26 protein-coding genes, 1 pseudogene and 2 riboswitches are annotated in these 26,783 nt (G+C 41.4%); of the genes and pseudogenes, 20 read left to right on the top strand and 7 right to left on the bottom strand.

The annotated features are described in order from the left end of the window. Positions 1-176 precede the first annotated feature (176 nt). Together LQ188_RS07255 and LQ188_RS07250 are read right to left on the bottom strand one after the other, a co-directional pair. Positions 177-722: a chromate transporter gene (locus LQ188_RS07255; RefSeq protein ID WP_230176418.1), complete on the bottom strand. Its 546-nt coding sequence runs from the start codon at positions 720-722 to the stop codon at positions 177-179. Between the two features lie 48 nt (positions 723-770). Then, positions 771-1,400, bottom strand: a complete 630-nt coding sequence (locus LQ188_RS07250) for a chromate transporter (protein ID WP_230176417.1) — start codon at positions 1,398-1,400, stop codon at positions 771-773. Positions 1,401-1,644: 244 nt separating this feature from the next. On the opposite strand from LQ188_RS07250, the gene LQ188_RS07245 reads away from it, so the two are divergent. From LQ188_RS07245 to LQ188_RS07200, 10 genes and pseudogenes are all read left to right on the top strand, one after another. Beyond that, on the top strand, positions 1,645-2,523 hold the full coding sequence (locus LQ188_RS07245) for a LysR family transcriptional regulator (protein WP_101221860.1): 879 nt from the start codon (positions 1,645-1,647) through the stop codon (positions 2,521-2,523). Between the two features lie 216 nt (positions 2,524-2,739). Next, a pseudogene (locus tag LQ188_RS07240) lies at positions 2,740-3,058 on the top strand (IS1595 family transposase); the annotation flags it as partial. A gap of 214 nt (positions 3,059-3,272) precedes the next feature. Next, complete coding sequence (locus LQ188_RS07235) at positions 3,273-3,758, top strand: DUF2975 domain-containing protein (RefSeq protein WP_230176416.1); 486 nt, start codon at positions 3,273-3,275, stop codon at positions 3,756-3,758. A 353-nt stretch (positions 3,759-4,111) separates the two neighbouring features. After that, positions 4,112-6,103, top strand: a complete 1,992-nt coding sequence (locus LQ188_RS07230; protein WP_230176415.1) for an alkyl sulfatase dimerization domain-containing protein — start codon at positions 4,112-4,114, stop codon at positions 6,101-6,103. A 234-nt stretch (positions 6,104-6,337) separates the two neighbouring features. After that, positions 6,338-7,576, top strand: coding sequence for an MFS transporter (locus LQ188_RS07225; RefSeq protein WP_230176414.1), 1,239 nt, complete (start codon positions 6,338-6,340; stop codon positions 7,574-7,576). 117 nt (positions 7,577-7,693) lie between these two features. Next, entirely contained in the window at positions 7,694-8,599 is a 906-nt protein-coding gene (locus LQ188_RS07220) for a LysR family transcriptional regulator (RefSeq protein WP_101221864.1), read from the top strand. Between the two features lie 168 nt (positions 8,600-8,767). Then, positions 8,768-9,940 carry an acyl-CoA dehydrogenase family protein gene (locus LQ188_RS07215; protein WP_230176413.1) on the top strand — a complete coding sequence of 391 codons (1,173 nt, stop codon included), beginning with the start codon at positions 8,768-8,770 and terminating at the stop codon, positions 9,938-9,940. A 26-nt stretch (positions 9,941-9,966) separates the two neighbouring features. Beyond that, positions 9,967-11,541: an AMP-binding protein gene (locus LQ188_RS07210; RefSeq protein ID WP_230176412.1), complete on the top strand. Its 1,575-nt coding sequence runs from the start codon at positions 9,967-9,969 to the stop codon at positions 11,539-11,541. A gap of 387 nt (positions 11,542-11,928) precedes the next feature. Then, positions 11,929-13,356 (top strand): alanine/glycine:cation symporter family protein, encoded by a 1,428-nt coding sequence (locus LQ188_RS07205; protein WP_230176411.1) that lies wholly within the window; start codon positions 11,929-11,931, stop codon positions 13,354-13,356. Between the two features lie 180 nt (positions 13,357-13,536). Continuing rightward, entirely contained in the window at positions 13,537-13,755 is a 219-nt protein-coding gene (locus LQ188_RS07200) for a YozQ family protein (protein ID WP_137018441.1), read from the top strand. A gap of 100 nt (positions 13,756-13,855) precedes the next feature. Here LQ188_RS07200 and LQ188_RS07195 read toward each other — a convergent pair whose 3' ends face one another. From LQ188_RS07195 to LQ188_RS07175, 5 genes are all read right to left on the bottom strand, one after another. After that, a complete protein-coding gene (locus LQ188_RS07195) occupies positions 13,856-14,701 on the bottom strand; it encodes an ATP-binding cassette domain-containing protein (protein WP_230176410.1) in 846 nt (281 codons plus the stop codon). 18 nt (positions 14,702-14,719) lie between these two features. Beyond that, a complete protein-coding gene (cbiQ, locus tag LQ188_RS07190; RefSeq protein ID WP_260357489.1) occupies positions 14,720-15,496 on the bottom strand; it encodes a cobalt ECF transporter T component CbiQ in 777 nt (258 codons plus the stop codon). Then, a complete protein-coding gene (locus LQ188_RS07185) occupies positions 15,483-15,794 on the bottom strand; it encodes an energy-coupling factor ABC transporter substrate-binding protein (RefSeq protein WP_101221871.1) in 312 nt (103 codons plus the stop codon). Before LQ188_RS07185 ends, cbiQ begins: the two co-directional genes overlap by 14 nt. Before the next feature lies 1 nt (position 15,795). Continuing rightward, entirely contained in the window at positions 15,796-16,539 is a 744-nt protein-coding gene (locus LQ188_RS07180; RefSeq protein ID WP_101222238.1) for an energy-coupling factor ABC transporter permease, read from the bottom strand. A 34-nt stretch (positions 16,540-16,573) separates the two neighbouring features. Next, the gene (locus tag LQ188_RS07175; protein ID WP_157830965.1) at positions 16,574-16,732 is read right to left on the bottom strand and encodes a hypothetical protein; all 159 of its coding nucleotides are present in this window, start codon (positions 16,730-16,732) and stop codon (positions 16,574-16,576) included. After that, positions 16,715-16,911, bottom strand: a riboswitch (cobalamin riboswitch). (Overlaps the previous gene by 18 nt.) A gap of 201 nt (positions 16,912-17,112) precedes the next feature. After that, positions 17,113-17,303, top strand: a riboswitch (cobalamin riboswitch). 151 nt (positions 17,304-17,454) lie between these two features. Between LQ188_RS07175 and LQ188_RS07170 the strand changes: the two genes are divergently transcribed. Genes LQ188_RS07170 through LQ188_RS07125 form a run of 10 tightly spaced genes read left to right on the top strand, consistent with a single transcriptional unit; the run spans position 17,455 to position 26,781 of the window. Then, positions 17,455-17,823: a (2Fe-2S) ferredoxin domain-containing protein gene (locus LQ188_RS07170; RefSeq protein ID WP_101221872.1), complete on the top strand. Its 369-nt coding sequence runs from the start codon at positions 17,455-17,457 to the stop codon at positions 17,821-17,823. 14 nt (positions 17,824-17,837) lie between these two features. After that, positions 17,838-19,475, top strand: a complete 1,638-nt coding sequence (gene cobJ, locus LQ188_RS07165; protein WP_101221873.1) for a precorrin-3B C(17)-methyltransferase — start codon at positions 17,838-17,840, stop codon at positions 19,473-19,475. Between the two features lie 18 nt (positions 19,476-19,493). After that, complete coding sequence (locus tag LQ188_RS07160; RefSeq protein ID WP_230176409.1) at positions 19,494-20,444, top strand: sirohydrochlorin chelatase; 951 nt, start codon at positions 19,494-19,496, stop codon at positions 20,442-20,444. Continuing rightward, positions 20,441-21,211: a precorrin-6A reductase gene (gene cobK, locus LQ188_RS07155; protein ID WP_230176408.1), complete on the top strand. Its 771-nt coding sequence runs from the start codon at positions 20,441-20,443 to the stop codon at positions 21,209-21,211. The genes LQ188_RS07160 and cobK overlap by 4 nt, the downstream gene beginning before the upstream one ends. Positions 21,212-21,223: 12 nt before the next feature. After that, a complete protein-coding gene (locus tag LQ188_RS07150) occupies positions 21,224-21,871 on the top strand; it encodes a precorrin-8X methylmutase (protein ID WP_034312499.1) in 648 nt (215 codons plus the stop codon). A gap of 5 nt (positions 21,872-21,876) precedes the next feature. Next, a complete protein-coding gene (locus LQ188_RS07145; RefSeq protein ID WP_230176407.1) occupies positions 21,877-23,010 on the top strand; it encodes a cobalt-precorrin-5B (C(1))-methyltransferase in 1,134 nt (377 codons plus the stop codon). Next, the gene (gene cbiE, locus LQ188_RS07140; RefSeq protein ID WP_230176582.1) at positions 22,973-24,187 is read left to right on the top strand and encodes a precorrin-6y C5,15-methyltransferase (decarboxylating) subunit CbiE; all 1,215 of its coding nucleotides are present in this window, start codon (positions 22,973-22,975) and stop codon (positions 24,185-24,187) included. The genes LQ188_RS07145 and cbiE overlap by 38 nt, the downstream gene beginning before the upstream one ends. Beyond that, a complete protein-coding gene (gene cobI / locus LQ188_RS07135; RefSeq protein WP_230176406.1) occupies positions 24,180-24,887 on the top strand; it encodes a precorrin-2 C(20)-methyltransferase in 708 nt (235 codons plus the stop codon). Before cbiE ends, cobI begins: the two co-directional genes overlap by 8 nt. Further along, positions 24,884-25,660 carry a precorrin-4 C(11)-methyltransferase gene (gene cobM / locus LQ188_RS07130; protein ID WP_137018453.1) on the top strand — a complete coding sequence of 259 codons (777 nt, stop codon included), beginning with the start codon at positions 24,884-24,886 and terminating at the stop codon, positions 25,658-25,660. The genes cobI and cobM overlap by 4 nt, the downstream gene beginning before the upstream one ends. Continuing rightward, positions 25,657-26,781, top strand: coding sequence for a cobalamin biosynthesis protein (locus LQ188_RS07125; protein ID WP_101221878.1), 1,125 nt, complete (start codon positions 25,657-25,659; stop codon positions 26,779-26,781). Before cobM ends, LQ188_RS07125 begins: the two co-directional genes overlap by 4 nt. Positions 26,782-26,783: the final 2 nt, after the last annotated feature.

Raw genomic sequence — 26,783 nt, 5'->3', positions numbered from 1 at the left:
TTTCATCGAGTTTGTCTACAGTCTGAACACCCTGAATCATTGGATACAGGGTGTTTTTTGTATGGTAAATACATAAACATTATCAAGTTTTCTCCCATTTATATAGTATCAATCATTCTTCAATTTTTCTGCTTAATTCCGGTCCAAATTAATGATGGTTGTGTGTGCGACACCTGTCATGAATAGAGGACAACACCAACTAAACCGGAAAGGATAATGACATAGGCTGGGTGCCAGCGTAATTTCATTAGGGCAAATAACGATAATCCAAAAACGAGTAATAAGCTTATCGCATGCCAAGAAAAGTTCAGCGCTATCATATTATTGGAAAGTGCAAAGCTGATTGCTGCAAAGAGGATTAAACTAGTGACAATGGGTCTTAGTCCATAGAACATGGATTGAATAACTGGGTAATGATTCAATTTGCTGAAGAAGGTGGCTATAACGGTTACGAATATAATAGCAGGAAGCAAGATTCCGAAAGCAGATGATATGGCCCCTGCAAATCCAGCAGTAGAATAGCCAACAAGAATGGAACTATTGGCAGTGACAGGTCCTGGGGACATACCGGAAATCGCGATGATATCAGTAAATTGCTGCGTCGTCATCCATCCATGCTGTGAGACTTCCGATTCTATTACGGGAATCATGGCGTATCCGCCTCCAAACGATACAAAGCCGATAATAAAGAAGGTGCTAAACAACTCCCACAATTCCATCATTCCATCACACACTTTCTTGAAAATTAGTTAGACCCTTTTTTGATATACCTATATGCCAGCACCCATGAAAGGTTCGAAATCATTTTCTTCATTTCCTATATCTTTTCTGTCCAACTTGACATCGTAACCTAATTTTCTCTTAATGGAGATGGTCACAATACCAGCAAAAGCTCCTGCTAATATAACCATCACAGGGTGCAGAAAGAAAAGGACTGGAATTCCTACTATTAAAATGCAGAAAGTTGTTTTGTCTACAACAGCCGTTTTTCCTATCTTGATAGCCGCATAGGCGATGATGGCTACTATGGAAGCTCTGATCGATATGAATGCGGATTCTATCTTCGGATTATCCTGAATGAAAAAATACAAAATGCCGAGGAGCAGAACAATTAAAAAGGTAGGTAATGAAACACCGATCATGGCAGCCATTGCCCCCTTCATTCCGGCAATCCGATGGCCGATAAAGGTGGCGGAGTTAATGGCGACAGCTCCCGGTACGGACTGAGATAACGCAAAAACATCCGTAACTTCTTCGCTTTTCATCCATTTTCTCTTTTCGACCACTTCCTTTTCTATTAAAGGGATCATCGCAAACCCGCCTCCGAATGTGACAGGTGCTATTTTAAAAAAGGTCCAAAATAATTGGAATAGAGTTTTCCATTGTCCTTTCATTGACATCAGTCACTTCCTTTGAATGCATTGTTAAATCTTATTATTAACATATCAAAGAAAAAGGGATGGGTAAATTGCAACAAAATCATCGGGTATAACAAAACGTTATACCCAGAAGATTTATCCGTTTTATAAAGAATGCCGCCAATAATTGAATAGCCTCAGAATGTATCACACTATTTTCATTTCACCATTTACCTAATGATGCTATCATTTTAATAAACTATCTAAAAACATGGAGGTCGTTTTCATGAAATTGGAAAATCTGAAAATGTTTTGTTTAGTGGTGGATGAAGGAAGTTTAAGCCAGGCGGCGAGGTTAAGTTTCCTATCTCAGCCCGCTGTAACACGGCAGATCCATCAACTGGAAAATTATTATAACACTTTGTTATTCGACCGTGAGGAAGGAAGGCTGAGAGTTACAGAAGCAGGAAAGCTGTTATACCCTTTTGCAAAAGCCATAGTAAATGACTTCAACCATTCAAAAGAAGTGATTCAGCAATCGACGGGGAAGTACAATGCAAATCTAATAGTAGGGGCTTCCTTGACTATCGGCGAGTATTTGTTGCCGAGCTTGCTTGGGAGATTTAAAAAACAGCAGCCAGAAATAAAAGTGACATTGACGATAAAAAATACCCCCCGGGTTCTGGAGGATCTTTCAAACGATGTCATTGATTTGGCCTTGGTGGAAGGACTTGTGGAAAACACCGATTTTATTGTAGACAAGTTCGCCGAAGACGAATTGATATTGGTATGTCCATCCGACCACCCATGGAAAGACAGAAAAGAAATTCAGCTAGATGAATTGGGAAATGAAAGGATGATTTGGCGTGAATCCATTTCCGGAACACGGCTTATCGTAGAAAACATGCTAAGGGAGCATGGGGTTTTAGAAAAAATAGAAAGCTACATGGAGATTGGCAGTACACAAGCGATAAAAAGTGCGGTTGAAGCAGGACTTGGAATCAGCATTTTGCCAAGGTTGACAGTGGCCAGGGAATTGGAGCAAGGCTTTTTGCGGGAAGTGGATATTTCCAGAATAGATATGGCAAGAAATTTATGGCTAGTCAGGAAAAACAAGCGATTCAACAAAATAGGGGTGTCTAAATTTGTTGATTTTCTTCGATAAGGAATGAAAAGCTACCTTTATGTACCATTACAATTTGGCAGCGTTTTCAGTTTTGTGGGAAACGGTGTGGCCCCGGACACCCTGCCTTGCAAAAGTAATAGCAAATTGAATATACGGCATTGCGTATTCATAAAAGCTCTTCCCTATCGGGAGGGGCATTTTGTATTTGGTTCTTCAGCCTTCGGTTAGACAAACAAAGGGATTGTTATTTTTTATATAGGCCATGTTAAATAAGTAAAGAAGCTCGCCGAAGCATTAACTGAAAGCGGTAAACAGGAACTTGTATATTTCTTGCAGTCTCGAACGAAACCGATGTCGGCTCCTATTCGTGCAATTGATGAAATCCAGGAACAAAAGCATAAAGCTGGTCTTGTCTGCCCACATTGCGACAGCCATTTTGTTGTGCGATTTGGTAAATTCGTTATCAAAACACGTGCTGGACAGGTGAAACAGAAGCGTTACCGCTGTAAAGCCTGCCATCAAACCTTTAACGACCTCACAAACACGCAATCTTCAACGCACCAGAAGACCACATAAATCTAAACGGGCAGTTTTGTTGAACAAGTTGTAAATTTAACATTTTAAAGTAAGAGCATTTCTTTGTAGTGAGAAGTGCTTTTTATTTTTGTCAAAATTAAAAGGATATTTCAATAACAATAATAATATAAATAAAAACAATATAAATTTACTGTAATACGATAAATAATATGCTAAAATCATGTTGTCATTAAATAAGTGAGGTGTTTTAAATGAATGTTAAACGAGGTTCAACCACTTTCTTAAAGGTAATTATTTTTCTGGCTGGAATTGCAGTGCTTGCTTTGTGTATCTGGTTGCCTGAGATAGCCGTTAGAGATGCAAGGGTACATCCAGATACGGCTTACTTCCTAATCCCCTTTTTAGTATGTGCATACGGATTCTGTATTGCGTTTTCTGTTGCGTTGTATCAAGCATATAAACTATTAACCTACATCGAAAAGAACAATGCTTTCTCTGAATTATCCCTTAAATCTTTGAAGATTATAAAGAGATGTGCTTTTACTGTCATTTTCCTCATTTTGTTAGGAATAGTAAGCTTAAGGGTGCTTGCTAAAGTTACAGGTAGTGATGATGCAGCGGGTCCTACATCATTATGTCTAATGGGTATTTTAGCAACAAGTATCATCGCAGCCATTGTGGACGCCCTTCAAAAGCCATTAAAAAATGCCCCAGATATAAAGTCAAAAAATGAATGATTAACGGATATGTAAGACTTTGGATTGTCAGCCAGGTGATTTTTGGAGTACAAAAGCGACGAAGACACTCAATAAAAACAGACACAACTAATTTATTTAACTACGGGGACGATAGCTCAATGAACCGCCTTTTCACCAAGGCGGTTTTCTTATGGTCAAATATCAACATTTGAATTTAACATAGCCTTTATATAAATAAAATTGAAGTTACCATTAGAAATAGGAAATATACTTAAAGTCAAATTAATTATAAAATAAATTCATATTATTCTAAAAATTTCTAAAAAAAGAGAAAGTTTACTGCTGCAACATTCGGAATAGATACATGATATCTACTTAGAAAGGGGTATGAAATGTCCAAAGTATCTTTTATTAAAGGAATTGTAACCGTTCCCATTGTTTTTGTTTTACTGGCAGGGTCTTCTGTTACAAAGGCTGCTTCAGATGAGCCGATGCCGGCCACAGATGCAACAATTTCAGCAAATAAGGCTTTTTATGAACAGTTGAATTTTAAAGATAAGGAAGATTTCAAGAATGCACATAAAGGATTCATTGCGCCTTTGAATATGAATCCAATTAAAAATTCAAAAGGTGACGTAGTTTGGGATAGTAATCGATATTCATTCATAAAAGAAGATCAGCCGGCAAGTCTTACTGTAAATCCAAGCTTGTGGCGGCAGGCTCAATTACAAAATATAACAGGCTTATTTAAAGTGGTAGATGGCGTTTATCAAGTTCGGGGCCAGGATTTATCAGTGCTTACCATTGTGGAAGGAAAAACAGGATTAATAGTTTTGGATACACTTTCTACAATTGAAACGGCAAAAGCAGCCATGGAGCTTTATTTTGAACATCGGCCCAAAAATCCAGTAAGTGCAATTGTTATTAGTCACAGTCATGCGGATCACTTTGGTGGTATGAAAGGCATTGCTCAATACGCTGAAAATCCAGCTAAGGTGCCGATTATTGTCCCAGCAGGTTTTAACGATGAAGCGCTAAGTGAAAACATTCTTTTAGGCAATATAATGTCTCGCCGTGCAGGTTATATGTTTGGAAATCTCTTACCCGCAAGTGAAAGGGGATTTGTTACTTCTGGTATTGGCCCAGGATTAAGTAACGGAACTTTTAGCTATTTTCCTCCAACAATGGAAGTGAAGGATGATATTCAAACGGTGGAAATAGACGGAATTACATTTAAATTTTTATTGACGCCGGATTCGGAAGCTCCATCTGAAATGCATTATTATATCAATGATTACAAAACTTTAGTGGTAGCGGAAAACACCGGACACACGTTACATAATATTTATACATTAAGGGGAGCTAAAACCAGAGATACCCTAAAATGGGTGAAAGCACTTGATGAAACTGTTGATCTGTTTGGAAACGAAGATATAGATGCTATGGTAACGGCCCATACATGGCCCATATGGGGAAGGGACGATGTTCTGGAGCAGTTGGAAAGTCAGCGTGATTTGTACAAATATATTCATGACCAAACCATACGATTAGCGAATTTAGGACTTACACCTGATGAAATCGCGGAAGAGTTAAAGCTTCCTGAAAAGTTGGATAAAGTCTGGGCCAATCGGGGGTATTACGGAACATTGAAACACAACGTAAAAGCAGTGTACAACTTTTATTTAGGATATTTCAACGGTAATCCATCCGACTTGGATCCATTACCACAAGAGGAATCGGGCGCTAAATATGTACAGTATATGGGTGGGGAAAAGAAGGTCATTAAACAGGCAAAACTTGATTATAAAAGAGGGGAATATCGCTGGGTGGCTCAAGTCTTAAAGCATGTCGTCATGGCCAACCCGAAAAATACAGAAGCAAAAAATTTATTGGCTAAAGCTTATGAGCAATTAGGATACACAGCTGAATCTTCTGTGTGGCGTAATTTCTATCTTACCGGCGCAGACGAGTTAAGGAATGGTGTGGCAGACTCAAAAGGAAGTGGCGGAATGATGAATCTCGATACGCTGCTCAATATGCCAATGGATGATTTCCTGAAATTCTTGTCCATTAAATTAAACGGAATGAAAGCGGAAAATAAAAATATGACTTTCAATTTGACATTTACAGATTCGAAAACCAATTACACGATCGATCTGAATAATTCTGTATTGAACTTCAAAAAAGGGAAAATGGCGTCCAACCCTGATGCAGCATTAACATTAGATAGAATAACTTTCTATCAGATTGCTCTGGGACGTGAAGATTTATCCAAAATGGAAGCAGCCGGTAAAGTTGCCATTTCCGGTGATAAAAAACAGTTTGAAGATTTCCTGACTTTGCTGGATCAATTCCAACCTAAGGTTAATATCGTAACTCCGTGATAATCAAACACTTCATATTCTGAAACAAGGATGGATCGGTTACCCACGAGTCTACTTAGTAGTCTCATGGGTTTGAATGTATTAATTAATCCTGAAGGCATCCTGTTTCGTTTTTAATTTTTTATAAAACGCTCCTAATAGTTACAGAACAAGTTTTGTAATTCGAAAGGAATTGTAAGCGCTTCCTGTGTGGCTGAGGTTTTGTGAAAATATAAAAAAATGGAGTGATGGGGAATGCAGTTATATGCAAGTAAGAAACGAAAAATATTGATTAGCGGCCTTTTATTTGTTGGAATGATTTTAAGTTTTTTTGATCGCGTTGCCATAAATGTCGGGATTATCCCTATTGCAGATGAGTTTCATCTCAATACGTCCCAGACAGGTATTTTAATTAGTATATTTTTTGTTAGCTACTCACTCATGCAACCGCTTGGTGGATGGATGACCGATAAGTATGGCGCCAGGGTCATGGTTACTGTTTCTTTGTTTAGTTGGTCCTTGTTCACTGTAATGACTGGGTTTGCTTGGTCATTCATGTCTTTATTATTCATCCGTTTTCTGTTTGGGTTAGGTGAAGGGCCTTTCTATCCTGCCAGTATGTCCACTATAAGAGATAACTTCCCGGAAGAAGAACGGGGCAGGGCAAATTCGTTTTTCCTGTCTGCCCAAAATATTGGCGGGATATTAGGTACTGCACTTGCAGCTTCCATGGTGGTGGCATTCGGTTGGCGGGGCATGTTTACCATTTCCGGAATTCTAGGGATATTAGCTTCTTTCGGAATTTGGTTCATTCTAAAGCCTCAAGGAAATCAAGAGGTTAAAAAAGACAAACCGAAACAAAAAAAGGTTGCTCTGAAACTGTTATTTAAAATCGAAAATATTTGGAAACTCATAACATTCAAGTTTATATCAAATATTATCAACTATGGTCTGATCACTTGGATGCCTATATATTTGGTTAAAGAAAAAGGGGTGGATTTAATAGCCGCAGGAGGTTTATTGGCAATCCCTTATATTTTTGGTTTCTTGATGTTTAATGTAAGCGGGTGGCTTCTGGATAAGCATATGGCCAACCGGGAGAAGTATCTTGCCGCTGCAGGCGCTTTATTATCGGCAATTTTTCTCTTTCTAATGTCTAACGCCTCGTCTATAGCACTTATCATCACTTATCTCACTCTCAACTCCGTAGCACTGTCTTTCTTTGGAACGGTTCTTTATACGATCATCATAAAATACTCACCAAAGGAACTAACGGGCTCTGCCTCCGGACTCGTAACTTTTGCCGGTCAAATTGCAGGTGCGGTTTCTCCTTTAGCCCTCGGTTTGATTATCAGTTTGTTTAATGACTCCTATAATGCCGCTTTCCTGTTTTTGGTGATAATAGCGTTATTGGGAACGATTGTTGCCGTATCTATTAAAAATAATCAGGCAAAACCAGCTAAAGAATACGAAAAAACAACTACAATTATATAAAACTGGCTTCTGCTTTTGAGGCGACAGTTTGAAGTGTCCTGAATCCACTTCTCTAAAATTGAAAGGGCTTTCTGTTCGAGGTATGATATTAGTAATAGGCTAGAAGGAGAATGAATCATGAATATTGAACAATTGGAATATATCATCAAGGTAGCCGAGGTTAACTCGATTTCCACGGCTTCAGAAAGCCTCCATATCTCCCAATCTGGAATCAGTATGGCCATTACGAGTTTGGAGAAGGAATTAGGTATAAAAATCTTCAAGCGGTCAAGGTTAGGAACCATACCTACAGAAGACGGAAAGGAAATCATCCAGAAAGCTCTTGAAGTATTAAACAAATTGGAAGAAATAAGAGACAGTGCTCAAATACATTCAGATACGATGGAAAAAGAGTTACGCCTATCATCAACACAAGGTTTATTTCTAACGGTTTTGCCTAAATCCTTGGCCTTATTTAAGAAGAAGTATCCCGAGGTGAAAATTGTCATTGAAGAAAAAGGGGGACAGGAGATAACCGAAGAAGTACTGAATGGTAAGATAGACATCGGGCTATTGAATATCCCAAAGGTTAAACCAAAAGAAATTGAGTTGGAATTTCAACCCTTGATGGAAGCTAAAGTGATTGTGATGGTCAGTAAGAACTCCCCTTTAGTGAACCGTAAAAGCATAACCCCAAAAGAGCTAATGGACCAAAATTTGGTCATTTACAATGGACCAAGAATGAAGTCGTTCATTAAAGGTTTTTTTGATCATTACGGTGAGATGAATATATTGTTTTTCACAAATAATACAGAGATCATCAAAAAAACCGTCGCTGAGGGATTGGCGATTGCCTTTTCTTATGATATTGGAATTAACAGCGACCCCTATTTCCTAAGCGGGGAACTTGTGGCCATTCCTTTGGTGGAGCTGGAAAATAATACAATGGAATTCGGTTACGTTCGCTCTAAGAAGCAGTATTTTTCAAAAGCTGCCAGGGAGTTTATTAAATGTCTCGATTTCTATACTACTCTTAAATATTAGTTTCCTATGATGATAGGGAACTAATATTTTTTTATTTACTTCAATATTTTTTATATTTATATCATATATCCTTATTTTACTTAAATATTATTTACATTTAAAATTAATGTTATAACATTTTAAACATTTAAAAAATTCAACGAAAATAAAAATCGAAAGGGGAAACTTATGTTAACGACCCAGGAAGAGAAATTAGAGGTTCTACAAACAAAGTTGCAGGATTTCATCCAAAATGAATTGCTTCCATATGAACAGGAGCATGGATTGAACGCTGAAGAGGATATCCCGATGGAAGCGATACAATGGGCAAGGAAACGATCCAGAGAATTGGGGTTTTATGGTATTAACCTCCCTGAAACATATGGCGGACAAGATGTTAGTTTAAAAGGCTTATGCATGTTCAAGGAAGAATTGGCCCGTTCCGGAGCGGTTTTATGGGGGCAGGTTATCGGCGAGATTGGCGGGCCGCTAAGAATTGGCCAGATGTTGGAAAGTTTTACACCTGAGCAAATAGAAAAATATGTGATGCCCGTTGTGACGGGAGATGCGAGCTGCTGCTTTGCCCTTACAGAACCAAATGCTGGATCAGATGCCTTCGCTATCGAAACAACAGCCGTTAAAGACGGAAATGATTATATATTAAATGGAAAGAAACATTTTATCAGTGCGGCCCCCTATGCTGATTTCGCCATTGTCATAGCGAAAGAATCCGGGAAAGGAGAAAAAGAAAGAATCACTGCTTTCCTAGTTGATAAAAAAACATCCCAACATCCGGGGTTTGAACTAGGAGACATTCAAGTTCCCCTATCAGGAGAACGCATACATGCTGAATTGAATTTCAATCAATGTCGAGTGCCTGCCGCCAATATAATCGGAGAACCAGGAAAAGGTTTGCTGCTCGGATTGAAAAGAATAAACACAAATCGCGCTTCCCATGCCGCCGGCTTTATCGGAATGGCCCAACACCTTCTCGATTTATCTATTGAACATGCCAAAACGCGAGTCCAACATGGCCGGCCCATCGGTGACTTCCAGGCAATTCAGCATATGCTCGCAGATATGGCGACGGAAATCTACGCAGCAAGGTGCATGGTCTATGATGTGGTTGGAAAAATTGATCAAGGAAAAGAGGATCGAGCCGGCACGTCCATGGCTAAGCTGTTTGCTTCAGAAGTAAATTGCCGTGTGGCTGACAAGGCTGTCCAAATCTTTGGCTCCAAAGGCTTGGTAAAAGGGCATCCAGTAGAAAAAATGTACAGGAGTGCACGGATGTACCGTATTCTGAGCGGAACCTCAGAAATTCAAAAAAATACAATTGCCAAAGCATTATTAAAAGGGTAAAACCTTTTTCGGGGGAGGAAATATACATGCTGCATAAGTTGACATTTCAGTCACTGTTGAATAAAGGAATGAAACGATTCGGCGAACTGCCGGCTATTACCTTGTTGCCAGCCGGGGAAACGATAACCTACGACGAGTTATGGAAGAAAACAGAACTTATCACATCTTATCTACTTCGTTTAGGTGCAGGAAGGGGTGTCCGCATAGCGACCATCATTCCAAACAGTTTAGAAAGTGTGATGTTTGGTTTGGCCATCCAGCAATGTGGAGCAACCTTGGTGCCATTAAGTGAAAAACTGGGGAAAAGAGAAATACAATTCATTTTAAAGGAAGCAAAACCAGAAGTGGTCATAATAGCTACACAGACACACTTTGACACCTTCTTTGAGTATTTGGAAGAAATGAAGAAGGAAGATGTCCATGTTATTGGGCTCCCAGGCTTTCATATTAATTATCCGGAGGAGTTTGAACTGTTTAAATGGCCCGGCGAAATAAATAATCTAGACTTGCCATTAGCTGAAGAGGAAGACATTGCCCTTCTGTCATATACAGGCGGGACAACGGGTACACCCAAAGGCGTCATGCATTCCCAGAAAGGACTCGGCGCCGCCATACTTTCTGCAGCTATCGAAGACCCGCTGGATGACCGTGACCGGGTATTGCTAAGTACGCCCATTGTGCATTCAGCCGGTTCATTACTTTGGAGATCCCTTGTTTCGGGCGTCCATGTCTATGTGATGGGTTCATTCGACGCTGCAGCTTTCATACAGGCGATAAAGGAACATGAAATCACGACGACATTCATGGTACCGACCATGTTATACAGGCTCCTTGACCAGACAAAGAAGATGGAATATGATATGAGCTCCATGCGTAATATCTTTTACGGCGCGTCACCAATTTCTCAAAAGCGCCTTAAAGAAGCTTTTGAAGTATTCGGGCCTATCATGCGCCAGCAATACGGCATGACTGAATGCAATATTGTCATTGCCAGACTATCGAAGAGCGCTCATGTATGGGCTTATCATAACAATTCGGAAATTCTGAAAAGCTGTGGGAAACCGTGCATTCTTACCGAAGTTCGACTGATTGATGAAGATGGAAATGATGTAAAACCAACCGAGCTTGGAGAAATTATCGTAAAATCACCAGCCATGATGGTAGGCTATTATCAAAGACCGGATCTTACCCAAGAATACATCCGTGATGGCTGGTTCTACACGGGGGATATTGGTAAATGGGATGAAAGCGGTTACCTTTATATTGTGGATAGGAAGAAAGATATGATCATTACGGGCGGGATGAACGTATATTCTTCAGAAGTTGAGCGAGTGGTGAACCAGCACCCTTCTGTTGCATTAAGCGCTTGCATAGGCGTTCCCCATCCAGATTGGGGAGAAGTAGTGTGTGTCGTGATAGCATTGCGAGAAGGATCGAACTGTACTAGTGAGGAATTAATTGATTTCTGCAAACAAAGAACCTCTAAGTATATGGTTCCTAAAATAGCCTATTTTCTTGATAAGTTCCCATTAACGCCGATTGGAAAAATAGATAAAAAAGAATTAAGAAAGATGTTTTCACAAGGAATACCATCCATCTAGCAAAATTGAGACTTATAGCAAATTTAAGCTAGAGCAGAGGAATGCAAAAAAAAGCCTCGCACGTTAACCTGGGATCAGGACGTGTGAGGCTTTTTTTTGCTATATCCAAGATGTGTTTGGAATATGAATGGAATTAACGTTGCAGTGAATGTTAAATGAATAGAGGATAAAGATTATTATCTAAAGGAAATGATACTGAAATATCAATTCATGAATGAAAAAAATAGAGGGTTAGGATATAATATATTATTGTATTGGAGATTCATTGTGGAATTTCCTTTTTTTTACGGGCTTCTTTTGTTTATCTTCTCGATGCACGGGGAAATAAATTATAGTTGTATATGTTTTTATAATAATAATCAGAGTTAAGTAGAGGGGTTTGTTTTAATGGAATTCTTAGAAAAATTTATTAGTGAGGCTAATGGTGTGTTATGGTCTTCCATATTGATCATCATGTTGGTTGGATTGGGTCTTTATTTTAGCATCCGCACGAAGTTTGTCCAATTCAGAATGGTAGGGGAAATGTTCAGGCTTTTGGGAGAAGGGGCCACTGCGGATAAAAAAGGTGTAACATCCTTTCAGGCATTTTGCATAAGCACGGCATCGAGGGTAGGAACGGGTAACCTTGCAGGTGTTGCCATCGCGATCACGACGGGCGGACCTGGAGCCGTTTTCTGGATGTGGTTAATAGCACTGATCGGATCTGCTTCCGCATTCATTGAAAGTACACTTGCTCAAATCTATAAGGTCAAGGATGGGGATGCATTCCGCGGAGGTCCTGCGTATTATATGGAAAAAGCATTGAATGCCCGTTGGATGGGAATCACTTTCGCTGTGTTGATTTCGCTTACATTTGGACTAGCTTTCAACTCGGTACAAGCCAATACGATTACGAGCGCATTCAATGAATCGTTTGGGATTGAAAAGTGGGTTACGGCAATCATCTTGGCTATGGTCACGGCTGTCATCATTTTTGGCGGGATCAAAATGGTTGCAAAAGTCTCTGAAGTCATCGTTCCGATCATGGCAGGAGCCTATGTAATAGTGGCGTTGATTATCATCATCATGAACATTACCGAGTTACCTGGTGTCTTTGCTTTGATCTTTGAAAGTGCATTTGATGGAATAAAAGAAGTGGCTGGCGGAGTACTGGGAGCTGCCATGATGCAGGGAATCAAGCGCGGCCTATTTTCAAATGAAGCCGGGATGGGTAGTGCACCAAATGCTGGTGCCACTGCTGACGTCAGTCATCCCGTCAAGCAAGGTCTCATTCAGTCTCTAGGTGTTTTTGTCGATACGCTCATCATTTGCAGCTCGACAGCCTTCATCATTCTGTTTTCAGGTCTTTATACTTCTAAGGAAACGGATGGTATCGTCCTAACCCAAAATGCCCTCGGAACGGCATTGGGATCTTGGGCGGGTATTTTCCTTGCCATTATCGTACTGCTATTCGCCTTTAGTTCGATTGTTGGCAACTATTATTATGGAGAGTCGAACATCGGCTTCATCAATGAAAATAAGGTTTGGCTGAATGTCTATCGTATCGCAGTCGTAGGGATGGTGATATTCGGTTCGCTTGCATCACTGGATTTTGTTTGGGGACTGGCTGACTTGCTGATGGCCCTTATGGCCATTATCAACCTGATCGCCATAGCTTTACTTGGAAAGATTGCTTTTGCTGCACTGGCGGATTATCAAGAGCAAAAGAAAAGTGGGAAAAATCCAGTCTTCCATGTGAACAATATTGAAGGTTTGAAGAATGTGGAATGCTGGGGTGACCCATCCGATAATGTGGATGTGAAGAAGGAGGCATAAGCTCTCAGTAAGCTTACATGTTAAGTCCCTGAAAGGGGATTTTACTTGTAAGCTTTTTCTTTGCCTTTTTCCTCCTTTTTTAACATTATTGAATATTGCTTCGTTTTTTACACAAAATACCTTTGACTTTAATGCTGTTGTCAAAATGTTTGGACATTTTAAAAAATAGGAGTGAATAAAATGGATAGCAAGCAATCAAAAAATGAATCTTCAGAAGTTGCCGGAAGAATATATGATGTCAGCGATTATAAACGGGAAGATCCTTTATCCTCTGGACTTGCCAGAACCCACGAACAAGTCTCGGATACTTATGCGGAAGGCGAAATAAAGGCAGTCATTGATGATGTAAACGGAAGAGATATTGAAATTGCAAAAGAAAGATCTAAAGAAGAAAGGTAATAAAATTTGTTTTTTTAGGAACAAGAATTATCGCCTGCTATTTTTTAGATATCGGTTTGATCCCCTAGCTTCTGATGAAGCAAGAGCTAGGGGAACTTAATTAATAAATTCTTTCTGTCTCCAACTTTTGAAGCAATTCTTCCTTCGTTCTTGGGAAAAGGTCCCTTTCTGCAGGGTTCCTTGATTGAAGAAGGGCTTGAAACATTTCAAATACCCACGGTTTCTCCAGATGTGCCTGCAGCAAAACGTCTTCATCATGGAAAACGGAAACAGGGTCCCCTTGGTATATGACCTTACCATCGTTCATGACAACAACTTCATCAGCCCATTGATAAGCTAAATTAACATCATGAGTTGATAGGATAATCGTTTTGTCAGGGTGGTGGATACTGTCCAGCAGAGCCATGATCTGTCTTGAGAAATAAGGATCCAATCCAGCGGTAGGTTCGTCCAAGAGCCAGACATCGGGCTCCGTGGCGAGTATCCCCGCAATGGCGACACGTTTTTTTTGCCCAAGGCTCAAAAAATGGGTAGGTCTGTCTTTCAGTTCCGTTACTTCCGTTTGGGCCATTGCCCAATTTACTTTCTCTTGAACCTTAATTCTATCCCATCCTAAATTCATCGGTCCAAACGATATATCCTGTTGTACATTAGCGGAAAAGAGCTGAGAGTCGGGATCTTGAAAAACGATCCCGACTTGCTTTCGTAATGATAATAATGATTTACGGTCATATTTCATTTTTTTGCACTTAAATCTGATCTTTCCTGCTGTAGGTTGTAAAAGACCATTTAAATGGAGGAATAAAGTCGATTTGCCGGCACCATTATTGCCTAATAATGCAATCTTTTTACCCTGTTGAATCGTTAGCGACAGATCGTTTAAAGCGAACGTTCCATCTGCGAATTGATGGGTGAGGCCTTCTATATGAAAAATATGCTCGTCCATTGTTGGGTTGCCTCCAATTTACAAATATCCATTAATAAAGATTAAGCTTCCTAATATTACTATCGCAATCAGCCAATTGCGTGAGGAATAGGTGTAAGTATCCTCGAGATAGGAAAGGTTCTCCTGATAGCCTCTTGCGTTCATGGCCATCGTCAATTGCCCAGAGCGCTGCAATACTCCTAAAAATAAAGACGAGATTAGTAATCCGAGAGATCGTATGCCTTTCCTTAATGAAACATACCCTAGCCGTGAAGCTTGTGCTTGATGAATGGCCAAAGCTGTATCTAAAAAAATAAAGATGAAGCGATAGGTCAATTCTATTAAATCAATCAATAAGGAAGGCACTTTAAGTTTTCGCAACACGGATAGGATGACGGTAATGGGTGTAGTTAAGGTAAGGAAATATAAACAGCTGATACTGCCGAATACGACAGTGATCAAATTGGACACCGTACCGACGCTGTCATCGCTGATGAATATTTGCCAGTTCCCGACCTTCCAGGACCACCATATATTCGATATCGAAGTAAATTCGCTTGTGAAAGAAAAAAGGATGGTAATTGTTCCAGATAGTATAAAAAATCCTGGCAATAGAAGTAATTTCAGATAATAGGAAAGCGGGATTTTTGCCGCAAAAATGATTAAAGCGCTCATCACCGTAAAAGTGATGAGCGAAACGGTCATATCCCTTACCGTTAACGAAAACAGCAAAAGGGAAAGTGCAAAAACCATCTTTTCCAACGGATGAACATCCTTTAGCCCATTGAAATAGGCATATTTATCAATGAGTAACATGCTTCGATTTTTCTGTCAGTTCTTGTTTGGTTTGCTTATTCCTTTGTCTCATCACGCCAATGAAGTATCCAATGAAACCGGCTCCGATTGCAGCTTGAAGCGCAAATAATAAGCTTTCGGTTTCTGCACCTGGCGGCTCCCATATACTGTTGAACCATGGCTTGTATTCCGGATGGATCTTAGTGATGGCTTCCTCAGCTTCGCCGTCGGCACCGCCAAATTCCGTTCCTTGTTGGGTGATTAACGGTATGGTTGCAAGAATGACAACCAGGAAAAGCAGCAGTAGACTTTTTTTCATATTAACGGGCCTCCTTAGAAAAAACTCGCAGCAATTTCAATTCACCTAGATTGTATTTTTTCAAGAAATTCATTACGACGACTGTCAATAACCCCTCACTGATTGCCAAGGGAATTTGGGTCAGGGCAAAAATACCTGCAAATTTACTGAAAGAGGCCATGAATCCTCCTACCTCGGAAGGAAAAGCAAGAGCAAGTTGAACGGAAGTGACCACATAGGTTCCTAAATCTCCAAAAGCAGCTGCCAAGAAAACGGCAAGTGAAAAAGACCACCCCAATTTAGTTGCGCCCTTGAAGACAAAGTAAGCAATGAACGGTCCGCAAACGGCCATGGAAAATGCATTGGCCCCTAATGTCGTCAATCCTCCGTGAGCCAGTAAAACAGCTTGAAATAACAGAACGATGGAGCCAACGACACTCATGGCCAATGGTCCGAATAATATGGAACCCAAACCAACTCCGGTAGGGTGTGAAGAACTTCCCGTAACGGAAGGAATCTTTAGGGCCGATAAAATAAATACAAATGCGCCCGATAGGCCAAGTATCATTTTTGTTTCTGGATTTTCCCTAACTTTGGATCTAATGGACCGGTAACCCAAGATTAAAAATGGAAACGTCACGGCCCACCAGAATATAGCCCATTCAATGGGTAAAAAGCCCTCCATGATATGCATGGCCATTGCCCGGTTCGGGATAAAAAGCAATAAGATGACAAAATAAATAATTTTCCAATTGGTTCTTTTCATTCTTTCTCCTTTCAATACTTTTAAATTTTTCTGATCAATCTTGAGAAGAAAAGCGGCGCCCAACATAAAAAGCACTTCTCTCAAAGGAAAGAAGTGCGTAATGAACAGGAATTTTGCAGCATGAAGCAATCATGGGCCATTCTGCCTGATCCGCACGCCCATCCTCGTAGGCTGAAACAGTTTCACGTTTCATGGCAGGTCTCCTGGCTTTGGTTCATCATCCCATTACATCCTTCCCATCTCATTTGACAGTGGATTAAAGCTAAAGTAATAGGACTTCCCTTTACAGTGGCGGGACCGCTCCGGATTTTCACCGGCTTCCCTTTTAAGTTGAATTCCGAGAAATTCAACACCATAAAACTTATGTAATTATTTTGAAAATTCTCGTATAGTGTACCATAAAGAAATAATTTCAGCTACACTATCTTTTTTTTCGGGACGGATTTTGTTGCAAGGAAAGGATTTTAACTGGTTTTACACTATTAAACTTTTCTAAACAGTCGGAATAAACTATTGAATTTTGATAAAGTTGTTATATGATAGATTAAGTTAGTTAGAAATGTATAATAAAACCAAATATTTCATTTTAAAAGTGCCCTTGTGTGAATAAGCAAGGGATAATAGGGAAATCGGTGAAAATCCGATGCAGCCCCCGCTACTGTAAACGCTGATGAAATTGTCGATAACCACTGGCATGATGCCGGGAAGGGACAAAGTAAAATGAAGCGTAAGCCAGGAAACCTGCTTTTAAAATTGCATGATACTTTTCGGAGGGAAAGGTAGAAGGACTATGACGATTTTGGAAGGATTTGGCATGTTTGCCTTTGGCTTCTCATTCATATAGTTTTTTTAAAACCTTGACTCTAATGTTAAGGTTTTTTATTTTGCCTTTTCCCTGAACTCAGGAGGAAGAAGATGACTACTTGGAACTTGATGGGTACAAATACGCATCTGTTGATTTGTAATGGGAGCAGCTGCATGAAAAAGGGCGGGGAAGAAGTAACCCAAGCGATTCGCGATGAAATTACTTCAAAGGGACTTGATTTGAAAATCCATACAACCAGGACACGCTGTAACGGAAGATGTAAGGATGCCTGCGTTGTGATTGCCTATCCCCAAGGAAACTGGTATCGAGTGGAAACGCCTGAATTCGGTCGGCAGATCGTCAGTAATATCGATGATGGTGAATTTGTTCCACAGATGATCTATCAATTCAATGATGGGGAAATGACCCCTAATCCAGATTTTCCTGCTCATACGGGTATTTCAAAGAACAAAGCGTAAAAGGAGATGTCTTAATGAGTACTAACGGTAAATTATTCGTCGTGGGCTTTGGGCCCGGGAATTTTGAACACATTACCAAACGTGCCGTCGAAGCCCTTCAAGAAAGTGACTACATCATTGGTTATAAAACTTATGTTGAACTCATTCAGGGACTGCTTACAGATCAAACGATCATTAGTACGGGGATGACTGAAGAAGTATCACGTGCACAGGAAGCAGTGAAACAAGCGGAGCTGGGAAAGAAAGTGGCGGTGATTTCCAGTGGGGATGCCGGAGTTTACGGGATGGCAGGGTTGGTTTATGAAGTATTGATTGAGAAAGGCTGGAAAGAAGAAACTGGTGTGGGCATTGAAGTCATTCCTGGCATTTCTGCAATCAACTCATGTGCGTCTTTACTCGGGGCACCAGTCATGCACGATTCGTGTACGATCAGCCTCAGTGATCATTTAACTCCTTGGGAACTGATCGCTAAAAGGGTTGAAGCAGCTGCAATGGCAGACTTTGTCATTGCACTTTATAATCCGCGCAGCGGCAGGCGGACCCGGCAAATTGTTGAAACACAGAAAATTCTCCTTCGCTACCGCTCGCCGGATACACCTGTCGGGTTGGTGAAAAGTGCTTATCGCGATAGGCAGGATATTGTCATAACCAATTTGCAGGATATGTTGAATCACGATATTGGAATGTTGACCACCGTCATTATCGGTAATTCATCCACCTTTTTATATGATGACAAAATCATCACACCAAGAGGCTATCAGAGAAAATATACTTTGAATTCGGAAAAGCAAACATTGAAGCCGCATCAGCGACTGCAAAAAGAAGCGGAACCGTGGGCATTAGATCAAGAGGCCTTAACCGAGTCCGCTGGAGGAGTTGGATTACTTACAAAAGCACCAGAAAAGAAGCCAGCTTCCTTTGAAATGGCAATGGAGGCCCTGTCAAGAGTCAAGGGTCAAACCGTTAAGCAATCCATTCAGCCGATTGTTCAGCAAAAAATGGAGTCGGTATTCGAACTTGCCGTTAGTCCAGGTGTGGCGAATAAACAATTCACTCCCAAACAAATGATGACACTTGCGGAAGTTGTTGGGGAAAAGGGAACGATGGAATACACGCCAAATCATAAAATCGTCTTAAAGATTCCGACAACGGATCCGGAAGTCATAACGGGGAAATTGCAATCAGCAAACTTTCTTTTGTCGCCGATTGGAGATGTACTGACACTAAAAGCCTGTGATTTCTGTGATGGTGAAAAAGCGGAATCCATTCCTTATGCGGACGAAATACACCGGGTGCTTGGCGGAATGAAAATGCCCAAGGAACTGAACATCGGTTTTAATGGGTGTGGGATGGCTTGTTATAGTGCTGTGATGGATGATATCGGGATTGTCTTCCGAAAAGGGAAGTTCGACTTATTTCTTGGAGCTAAACCGGTTGGAAGAACAGCCCATCCGGGTCAGCCGGTGGCGGAAGGCATTGAACCGGAACAGCTTGTTGAACTGATTACGGACATTGTCGGGGAGTATAAGCAAAATGCCCATCCAAATGAGCGGCTTTTTAAATACTTCAAACGTTCGAAAAAGATACAGAATTTTTCTTATCAGGACATCGCTCCCAAAATAAATATAGAGCCTGCGCCTTGTGAAGACTAATCTAGAGGAGGAAAGTAAATGAAAGCAGTTTTGTTCGTAGGACACGGAAGCCGGTTGGCTTCGGGAAATGAAGAAGTCCGTCATTTTATTAAGAATATGATTCCGGCAATGGACGAGCGTTTCATGGTGGAAACGTGCTTCTTGGAATTTGCGGCACCGAATATATCCGAAGGAATTGATAATTGTGTAAAACGAGGGGCTACTGAAGTTATCGTCATACCGATCATTTTGTTGCATGCAGGACATTCGAAATTACATATCCCAGCTGAAATAGAGGATGGGAAAACCAAGTATCCAGAAGTGAAATTCACATATGGCCAAACGATCGGGGTCCACCATGATGTATTGACGATCCTGACAGACCGTCTTGAGGAAGCGGGATTCGATACGACCTCTGAACATTCTGAGACAGCGATATTGCTAATTGGCCGAGGTGGCAGTGATGCTGATGCAAATAGTGATATATATAAAATTTCACGATTATTATGGGAAAAATTAAGCGTTAAATGGGTCGAAACAGCCTTCATGGGTGTAACGGACCCTCACGTTGATGAAGGTATTGAACGATGCATCCGATTAGGGGCAAAAAAAATAGTGATGCTGCCATATTTCCTCTTCACTGGTGTGTTGATGGAAAGAATGGAGGATATGCTGAAAGGCTATCAAGAGCAATATCATGATCGAGAATTCATTTTGGCAAAGTATTTTGGATATCATCCAACCTTACAGAACATTCTGCAAGAACGAGTAATCGAAGCCAGTGAAGGAAGGTCAAGCGGGGCGCGTGATTTGGAAAACTATCGTAAACATGTCGAGGAACATGGACATGCTCACCATCATCACCATCACGACCACGATCACGACCATGATCACCATCACGACCATGATCACCATCACGACCATGATCACCATCACGACCATGATCATCACCACGATCATGATGGGCAAGCGGTGGGGTCATCAAAATGATTTTGTTCTTGGCGGGTACAAGTGATGCAAGGGAATTAGCGATTGAGATGCAGCAGGTGGGGTTCAAGGTTTTGGCAACTGTTGTAACCGAATCAGCGGCTAAGAGTTTGCAAGATTCAGGGATTTCCACCCGGATTGGCCGATTATCTGCAGAAGATATGACATCTTTAATCTCTGCAAAAGGTTTTCAGGCTGTAGTCGATGCAAGTCACCCATTTGCCGAAGAAGCATCCAAAAACGCCCTTATCGGAGCAAAGGCAGCAAATGTTCCTTATATTCGTTATGAGCGTGAAAGTCAACGGTTTCAGAATGATAAATTGATAGTTGTCCGTGATTATGAGGAAGCTGCCAAGCTTGCCGCTGGAAAACGGGGAGTCATCATGCTCACGACCGGTAGTAAAACACTATCCGTGTTCGCAAAAGAATTGGTAGGGCTCGAGAATACCAGAGTCATAGCGAGAATGCTGCCACGCATGGACAATATGGAAAAATGTGCACAGTTGGGCATCGAACAAAAAAATATCGTTGCGATTCAAGGGCCGTTTTCCAAAGAATTGAATAAAGCTCTATATGAACAATATGGGGTCACATTGATGATAACGAAAGAAAGCGGCAAGGTCGGTGCGGTTGATGAGAAATTGGAAGCCGCGTTGGAATGTGGAATTGAGACAATCATGATATCTCGACCGGATGTTGACTATCAGAATGTTCATTCCAGTTTTGAACATGTCATTGCCGAGTTGAATAATCAGTTAAATGAAAAATAGGAGGAATGCAAGATGGATTTTAAAACGGATTTTAAACCACTAACGGTAGACCCTGACAAAATATATGATTATAGTTTTTCAATCATTGCTGAAGAAATGGGCAATCATGATTTTTCTGAAGATGAATGGAAGATCGTCCGCCGGGTCATTCATGCTTCAGCGGATTTTGAATTGGGAAGAAGTGTAATCATCCATCCAAATGCCATTCAAGCTGGTGTGGAAGCCATTCGCAAAGGCAGACATGTCATTGCGGATGTGCAAATGATCGAGAGCGGTACAGGCAAAAAACGATTTCAAAAACACGGCGGGGACGTTCATTGCTATATTTCGGATCCGGATGTGATGGTCGAGGCAAAACGTTTGAATACGACGAGGGCGATCATTTCGATGCAAAAAGCGGTAAAGGAAAATGAAGGGGGCATTTATGCGATTGGCAATGCACCTACCGCTTTACTAGAGCTCATTCGTCTTATTAAAGAGGGGATTGCAAAACCGGACTTAATCATTGGAATGCCTGTTGGATTTGTTTCTGCAGCAGAATCGAAAGAGGAACTGGCTAAGATCACAGAAGTGCCATTCATTACGAATATTGGCCGAAAAGGTGGAAGTACTGTCACTGTTGCAGCATTGAACGCGATTTCCCTTTTAGCTGATAGTTAAAAAACATGGAAAAGAAAGTGAAAAAAGACCCCTCACAAATGCGTCATGGATATACGACGGGAGCATGTTCGACAGCCGTGACCAAAGCTGCATTGACCGCTTTGATCACGGGGGATGCACTGGAGGAGGCAACCATTTCCTTGCCAATCGGCCGAGATGCCACTTTCACTATTGAGAAATATGAAATATCGGAAAATGCGGTTAGTGCAGAGACGATTAAAGATGCCGGAGATGATCCCGATGCCACACATTTGGCCCATATTATTTCTACTGTCAGCTGGTCGGATGCACCTGGGATTATATTGGATGGAGGGACCGGAGTTGGTCGTGTAACCAAACCCGGACTTCCCGTTCCTGTAGGGGAAGCGGCGATTAATCCTGTACCGCGCAAGATGATTTTAACCACTGTGCGACAAACACTGGAAGAATTTAAGATCAATAGAGGTGTGAAGGTCGTCATCTCCGTGCCAGCAGGTGAAGAAATAGCGAAAAAAACATTAAATGGCCGCTTGGGGATTGTAGGAGGAATTTCCATTTTGGGAACAAGGGGCACTGTCGTCCCTTTTTCCAGTTCCGCCTATATGGCAAGTATCGTCCAGGCTATCAGTGTCGCCAAAGCTAGCGGGTGTGAGCATCTTGTCTTAACGACTGGCGGGCGCAGTGAAAAGTATGCCATGGGCCTTCTCCAGGATTTACCTGAGGAAGCCTTTATTGAAATGGGTGACTTTGTGGGCTTCTCACTTAAGCAATGTAAGAGGCAGGGAATTAAAAAGGTCTCACTGGTCGGCATGATGGGTAAATTCTCCAAAGTAGCCCAAGGTGTGATGATGGTGCATTCAAAAAGTGCCCCGGTCGACTTTGGTTTTCTATCGGAAATTGCCCAAAGCGTCGGAGCTGATGATGATCTTGTTCTTGAAATCAAGAATGCAAACACAGCGTCACAAGTAGGGGATATGATGTCAGCCATTAATAATTTTGACTTTTTTAATAAATTATGTGAATCCTGCTGTCACTCTGCCATTAACCAAGTGAAGGGTGGCATTGAAATGGAAACGGCGATTTATTCGTTGAAAGGACAATTATTGGGAAGGGCTGTTGGAATTGAGTCAATCGATGAAATTAATCGGGATAGGGGATAACGGTCAGGAAAGCTTACTGCCTCAATATGCCCAATGGATAGAAGAAAGTGAAGTGCTGGTCGGAGGTGAGCGGGTCTTATCCTTCTTTCCGAACTATTCTGGCAAAAAGATTATCATAAAGGGCGGTTTGAAAACAATTGTAGAACAACTGCAGGAGGAAACTCGCCCAACTGTGGTTTTAGCTTCCGGTGACCCAATGTTTTATGGAATGGGAGGTTATCTTTCCAGCAAAATCAACATGGAGGTTTACCCATATTTCAGTTCAATTCAGCTTGCTTTTGCAAAAATGGGGGAAAGCTGGCAAGATGCCTTCCTCGTTAGCATTCATGGACGCAGCATGAAAGGGCTGGCCCAAAGGATTGATGGGAAAGCGAAAGTTGCCTTGCTTACTGACAGCGAAAATAGCCCTAATCAACTGGCTAAATATCTCCTTTCATTCGGAATGACGGAATACCGGGCATTTGTGGCTGAAAATCTTCAAGGGGAAACGGAAACATCAGGTTGGTATGAACTTGATGAAATGATGGAGCGGGAATTCTCCCCGTTGAACGTCGTCATTTTAAAACGGAAAACAGAAGGACCGAGTTGGTCATTAGGGATAGAAGATGAAGAATTTTCACAACGGAAGCCTGATAAAGGCCTCATTACCAAAAAGGAAATCCGGGTATTAAGCCTGCATGCATTGAAGCTAAAGAAAAACAGTATAGTTTGGGATGTTGGGACGTGTACGGGCTCAATGGCAATTGAAGCGGCCAAGCTTGCATCCGAAGGCCAAATTTTCGCAATTGAAAAAAATGAGCCTGATTTAGGTAACTGTTATCAAAACCAACGTAAATTCCGTACCGATATAACGGCGATTCATGGTAAAGCCCCGCAGGGATTGGAAAATTTTCCTGATCCTGATGCGATCTTCATTGGCGGGACTGGCGGCGAAATGGGAGAGCTGATCAATACTTGCTGCAATCGGTTAAAAGAAGGCGGCAGGATCGTTCTGAATGCTGCGACGATTGAGAATCTTTACCGGGCTAATGAAGCATTTGCGGAAGCTGGTTTTCACACTTCCATCATGCATGCGCAAATCTCCAGAAGTAAGCCAATATTGGGAATGAACAGATTTGTACCGCTTAATCCAGTTTATATCATTACTGCACAACGAAAGGAAGACATGAATGAGTAATCTTGGTACTTTATATGGCCTTGGCGTAGGCCCGGGCGATCCAGAGCTAATTACAGTAAAGGCATTTCGCGTGATTCAGGAATCTCCGGTCATTGCGTATCCCAAAAAAAGAAAAGGGAGTAAAAGCTACGCACATCGCATTGTTGAAGTTTACATTCGTCCTGAAGAAAAGGATATGCTGGGCCTTGTTTTTCCGATGACGAAAGATAAAGCCATTTTGGATCGGGAATGGAACGGAACGGTTGAAAAGGTTTGGCAAAAATTAAATGAAGGAAAAGATGTGGCTTTCGTAACGGAAGGCGATCCGCTTTTATATAGTACGTTCATACATATGATGAAATTGATGCAGGAGTTGCATCCCGAAGTCGAAATCAAGACAGTCCCGGGCATTTCTTCCTTTAATGGATCAGCGTCAAGGCTGGGCATCGCTTTGGCTGATGGTGATGATCATGTTGCGATAGTTCCTGCAAGGGATGACTATGAAGCGATGAAGAAGGCGATCGAAGACCATGATGCCGTTGTGTTCATCAAAGTGGCAAAGGTCATCGATTTAATGATTACCGTTTTAAAAGATTTGGACTTGCTTGAAAAGGCCTCGGTCGTAACCAAAGTCACTTCCGATGAAGAAGTGATTTGGAAAGTGAGTGAATTGGAAGGACTTGAACTAGAATACTTAACATTGATGGTGGTGAGAAAATGAAGATATATATTGTAGGTGCTGGCCCAGGTGACCCGGATTTGATTACTGTAAAAGGATTGAACATTCTCCAAACGGCTGATGTTATTTTATATACGGATTCATTAGTGAATGAAGAATTGATTGCTAAGGCAAAACCCGATGCCGAGGTGCTGAAAACGGCTGGAATGCATTTGGAGGAAATTGTTGGCATCATGGTTGAGCGTGTTAAAGAAGGAAAGATGGTTGCTAGAATTCATACAGGGGATCCTGCCATGTACGGTGCAATCATGGAACAAATTGTCCTATTGAAGAAAGAGGGTATCGGTTATGAGGTGATTCCTGGCGTGAGTTCGGTGTTCGCCTCAGCAGCGGCAATAGGAGCAGAGCTGACCATCCCTGATTTAACCCAGACACTTATATTAACGAGGGCTGAAGGACGTACGCCTGTTCCGGAATTTGAGAAGTTACGTGATTTGGCAAGTCATCACTGTACGATTGCCCTTTTCTTGAGTGCAACCTTGACCAAAAAAATCGTTAAAGAACTCCAGGAAGCCGGTTGGAAGGATGATACACCGGTTGCAGTCATTCAAAGGGCAACATGGCCGGACCAAAAAATCGTCCGCACTACGTTAGTGAACTTAGATGATGATATGCGTCAAAATGGCATCCGCAAACATGCGATGATTTTGGCTGGATGGGCTTTGGACCCTGCCATCCATGATAAAGATGAATACCGTTCCAAACTATATGATGCGAGTTTTACCCACGGTTTCAGAAAAGGTGTTAAACCATGATCATTGAATTGAAAGAAGCGGAACTTGCTCCCATTAAACGGTCCCACACTTATGCGATCGTAGCGATTACAAAGCATGGTGTCGAGCTGGCGCGAAAATTACATACCGTTTTTTCGAATTCCGATCTATATTACATGAGCAAGTTTGAAAAAGGGGATGAAGAGCATAAACAGATCCAGCTTTTTTCGGGCAGTGTCCGTATGCTATTGCCAGCTTTATTCAAGGAGTATAAGGGAATCATTTTAATTATTTCACTCGGGGCAGTCGTGAGGATGATTGCACCAATTTTGAAGGATAAGAAAACGGATCCAGGTGTCGTAGTCATTGATGATAAAGGGGAAAATGTTATCAGTGTACTGTCAGGGCATCTGGGAGGGGCAAATGAACTGACTAAGGAAGTTGCTGCAGCCCTTGATGCAAGAGCTATAATCACCACGGCTTCGGATGTACAAAAAACGATTCCTGTCGACTTATTCGGCCAGCGCTTCGGCTGGATTTGGGATTCCGCAGAAAAATTGACGCCAGTAAGTGCGTCCGTAGTAAATGAAGAGCATGTTGCCGTTGTACAGGAATCAGGTGAACGGAACTGGTGGTCTTATGATACGGCATTACCTGAACGAATTATCATATACCCATCCATTGAAGAAGCGCTTCAAGCAAAGCCGCAAGCAGCGCTGGTCGTGACTCACCGCATGCTTAAGCAGTCGGAAAAGAGAATCCTGGAAAATGGAATCGTATATCGTCCAAAGGTCATTGCTCTTGGTATCGGGTGCAATAGGGGAACGGCGGCGGCTGAAATAGAGCAAGTGATTGCAGAAACACTAGCCGATTTATCATTTTCATTAAAAAGCGTTAAGGCGATCTGTACAATTTCCTTAAAGAAAGACGAACTTGGCTTGATTGAAGTAGTTGAAAAATATGGCTGGGAATTCGTGCATTATGAACCGGAAGAGCTTAATCAAGCCAAAATTGAAGCGCCATCGGATACAGTATTTAAATACACGGGTGCATATGGTGTGAGTGAACCGGCTGTGAGGATCTATACTAAAGCTGAACAATTGGAGCTGGTTAAGAAAAAATCGGGGAACGTAACCATATCAGTTGGGATCATTCCTTTTTAAGA

The sequence above is a fragment of the Peribacillus sp. Bi134 genome, from assembly GCF_918698065.1.
GTDB lineage: Bacteria > Bacillota > Bacilli > Bacillales > DSM-1321 > Peribacillus.
Note: the sequence above shows the minus strand (reverse complement) of the source record. Positions and strands in the feature narration are given on the sequence as shown.

What these genes read in the sequence shown, in the direction of transcription:
- LQ188_RS07255 (WP_230176418.1), bottom strand. Translation starts at nt 722, where the DNA reads ATGATGGAATTGTGGGAGTTGTTTAGCACCTTCTTTATTATCGGCTTT.
- LQ188_RS07250 (WP_230176417.1), bottom strand. Translation starts at nt 1,400, where the DNA reads ATGTCAATGAAAGGACAATGGAAAACTCTATTCCAATTATTTTGGACC.
- LQ188_RS07245 (WP_101221860.1), top strand. Translation starts at nt 1,645, where the DNA reads ATGAAATTGGAAAATCTGAAAATGTTTTGTTTAGTGGTGGATGAAGGA.
- LQ188_RS07235 (WP_230176416.1), top strand. Translation starts at nt 3,273, where the DNA reads ATGAATGTTAAACGAGGTTCAACCACTTTCTTAAAGGTAATTATTTTT.
- LQ188_RS07230 (WP_230176415.1), top strand. Translation starts at nt 4,112, where the DNA reads ATGTCCAAAGTATCTTTTATTAAAGGAATTGTAACCGTTCCCATTGTT.
- LQ188_RS07225 (WP_230176414.1), top strand. Translation starts at nt 6,338, where the DNA reads ATGCAGTTATATGCAAGTAAGAAACGAAAAATATTGATTAGCGGCCTT.
- LQ188_RS07220 (WP_101221864.1), top strand. Translation starts at nt 7,694, where the DNA reads ATGAATATTGAACAATTGGAATATATCATCAAGGTAGCCGAGGTTAAC.
- LQ188_RS07215 (WP_230176413.1), top strand. Translation starts at nt 8,768, where the DNA reads ATGTTAACGACCCAGGAAGAGAAATTAGAGGTTCTACAAACAAAGTTG.
- LQ188_RS07210 (WP_230176412.1), top strand. Translation starts at nt 9,967, where the DNA reads ATGCTGCATAAGTTGACATTTCAGTCACTGTTGAATAAAGGAATGAAA.
- LQ188_RS07205 (WP_230176411.1), top strand. Translation starts at nt 11,929, where the DNA reads ATGGAATTCTTAGAAAAATTTATTAGTGAGGCTAATGGTGTGTTATGG.
- LQ188_RS07200 (WP_137018441.1), top strand. Translation starts at nt 13,537, where the DNA reads ATGGATAGCAAGCAATCAAAAAATGAATCTTCAGAAGTTGCCGGAAGA.
- LQ188_RS07195 (WP_230176410.1), bottom strand. Translation starts at nt 14,701, where the DNA reads ATGGACGAGCATATTTTTCATATAGAAGGCCTCACCCATCAATTCGCA.
- cbiQ (WP_260357489.1), bottom strand. Translation starts at nt 15,496, where the DNA reads ATGTTACTCATTGATAAATATGCCTATTTCAATGGGCTAAAGGATGTT.
- LQ188_RS07185 (WP_101221871.1), bottom strand. Translation starts at nt 15,794, where the DNA reads ATGAAAAAAAGTCTACTGCTGCTTTTCCTGGTTGTCATTCTTGCAACC.
- LQ188_RS07180 (WP_101222238.1), bottom strand. Translation starts at nt 16,539, where the DNA reads ATGAAAAGAACCAATTGGAAAATTATTTATTTTGTCATCTTATTGCTT.
- LQ188_RS07175 (WP_157830965.1), bottom strand. Translation starts at nt 16,732, where the DNA reads ATGAAACGTGAAACTGTTTCAGCCTACGAGGATGGGCGTGCGGATCAG.
- LQ188_RS07170 (WP_101221872.1), top strand. Translation starts at nt 17,455, where the DNA reads ATGACTACTTGGAACTTGATGGGTACAAATACGCATCTGTTGATTTGT.
- cobJ (WP_101221873.1), top strand. Translation starts at nt 17,838, where the DNA reads ATGAGTACTAACGGTAAATTATTCGTCGTGGGCTTTGGGCCCGGGAAT.
- LQ188_RS07160 (WP_230176409.1), top strand. Translation starts at nt 19,494, where the DNA reads ATGAAAGCAGTTTTGTTCGTAGGACACGGAAGCCGGTTGGCTTCGGGA.
- cobK (WP_230176408.1), top strand. Translation starts at nt 20,441, where the DNA reads ATGATTTTGTTCTTGGCGGGTACAAGTGATGCAAGGGAATTAGCGATT.
- LQ188_RS07150 (WP_034312499.1), top strand. Translation starts at nt 21,224, where the DNA reads ATGGATTTTAAAACGGATTTTAAACCACTAACGGTAGACCCTGACAAA.
- LQ188_RS07145 (WP_230176407.1), top strand. Translation starts at nt 21,877, where the DNA reads ATGGAAAAGAAAGTGAAAAAAGACCCCTCACAAATGCGTCATGGATAT.
- cobI (WP_230176406.1), top strand. Translation starts at nt 24,180, where the DNA reads ATGAGTAATCTTGGTACTTTATATGGCCTTGGCGTAGGCCCGGGCGAT.
- cobM (WP_137018453.1), top strand. Translation starts at nt 24,884, where the DNA reads ATGAAGATATATATTGTAGGTGCTGGCCCAGGTGACCCGGATTTGATT.
- LQ188_RS07125 (WP_101221878.1), top strand. Translation starts at nt 25,657, where the DNA reads ATGATCATTGAATTGAAAGAAGCGGAACTTGCTCCCATTAAACGGTCC.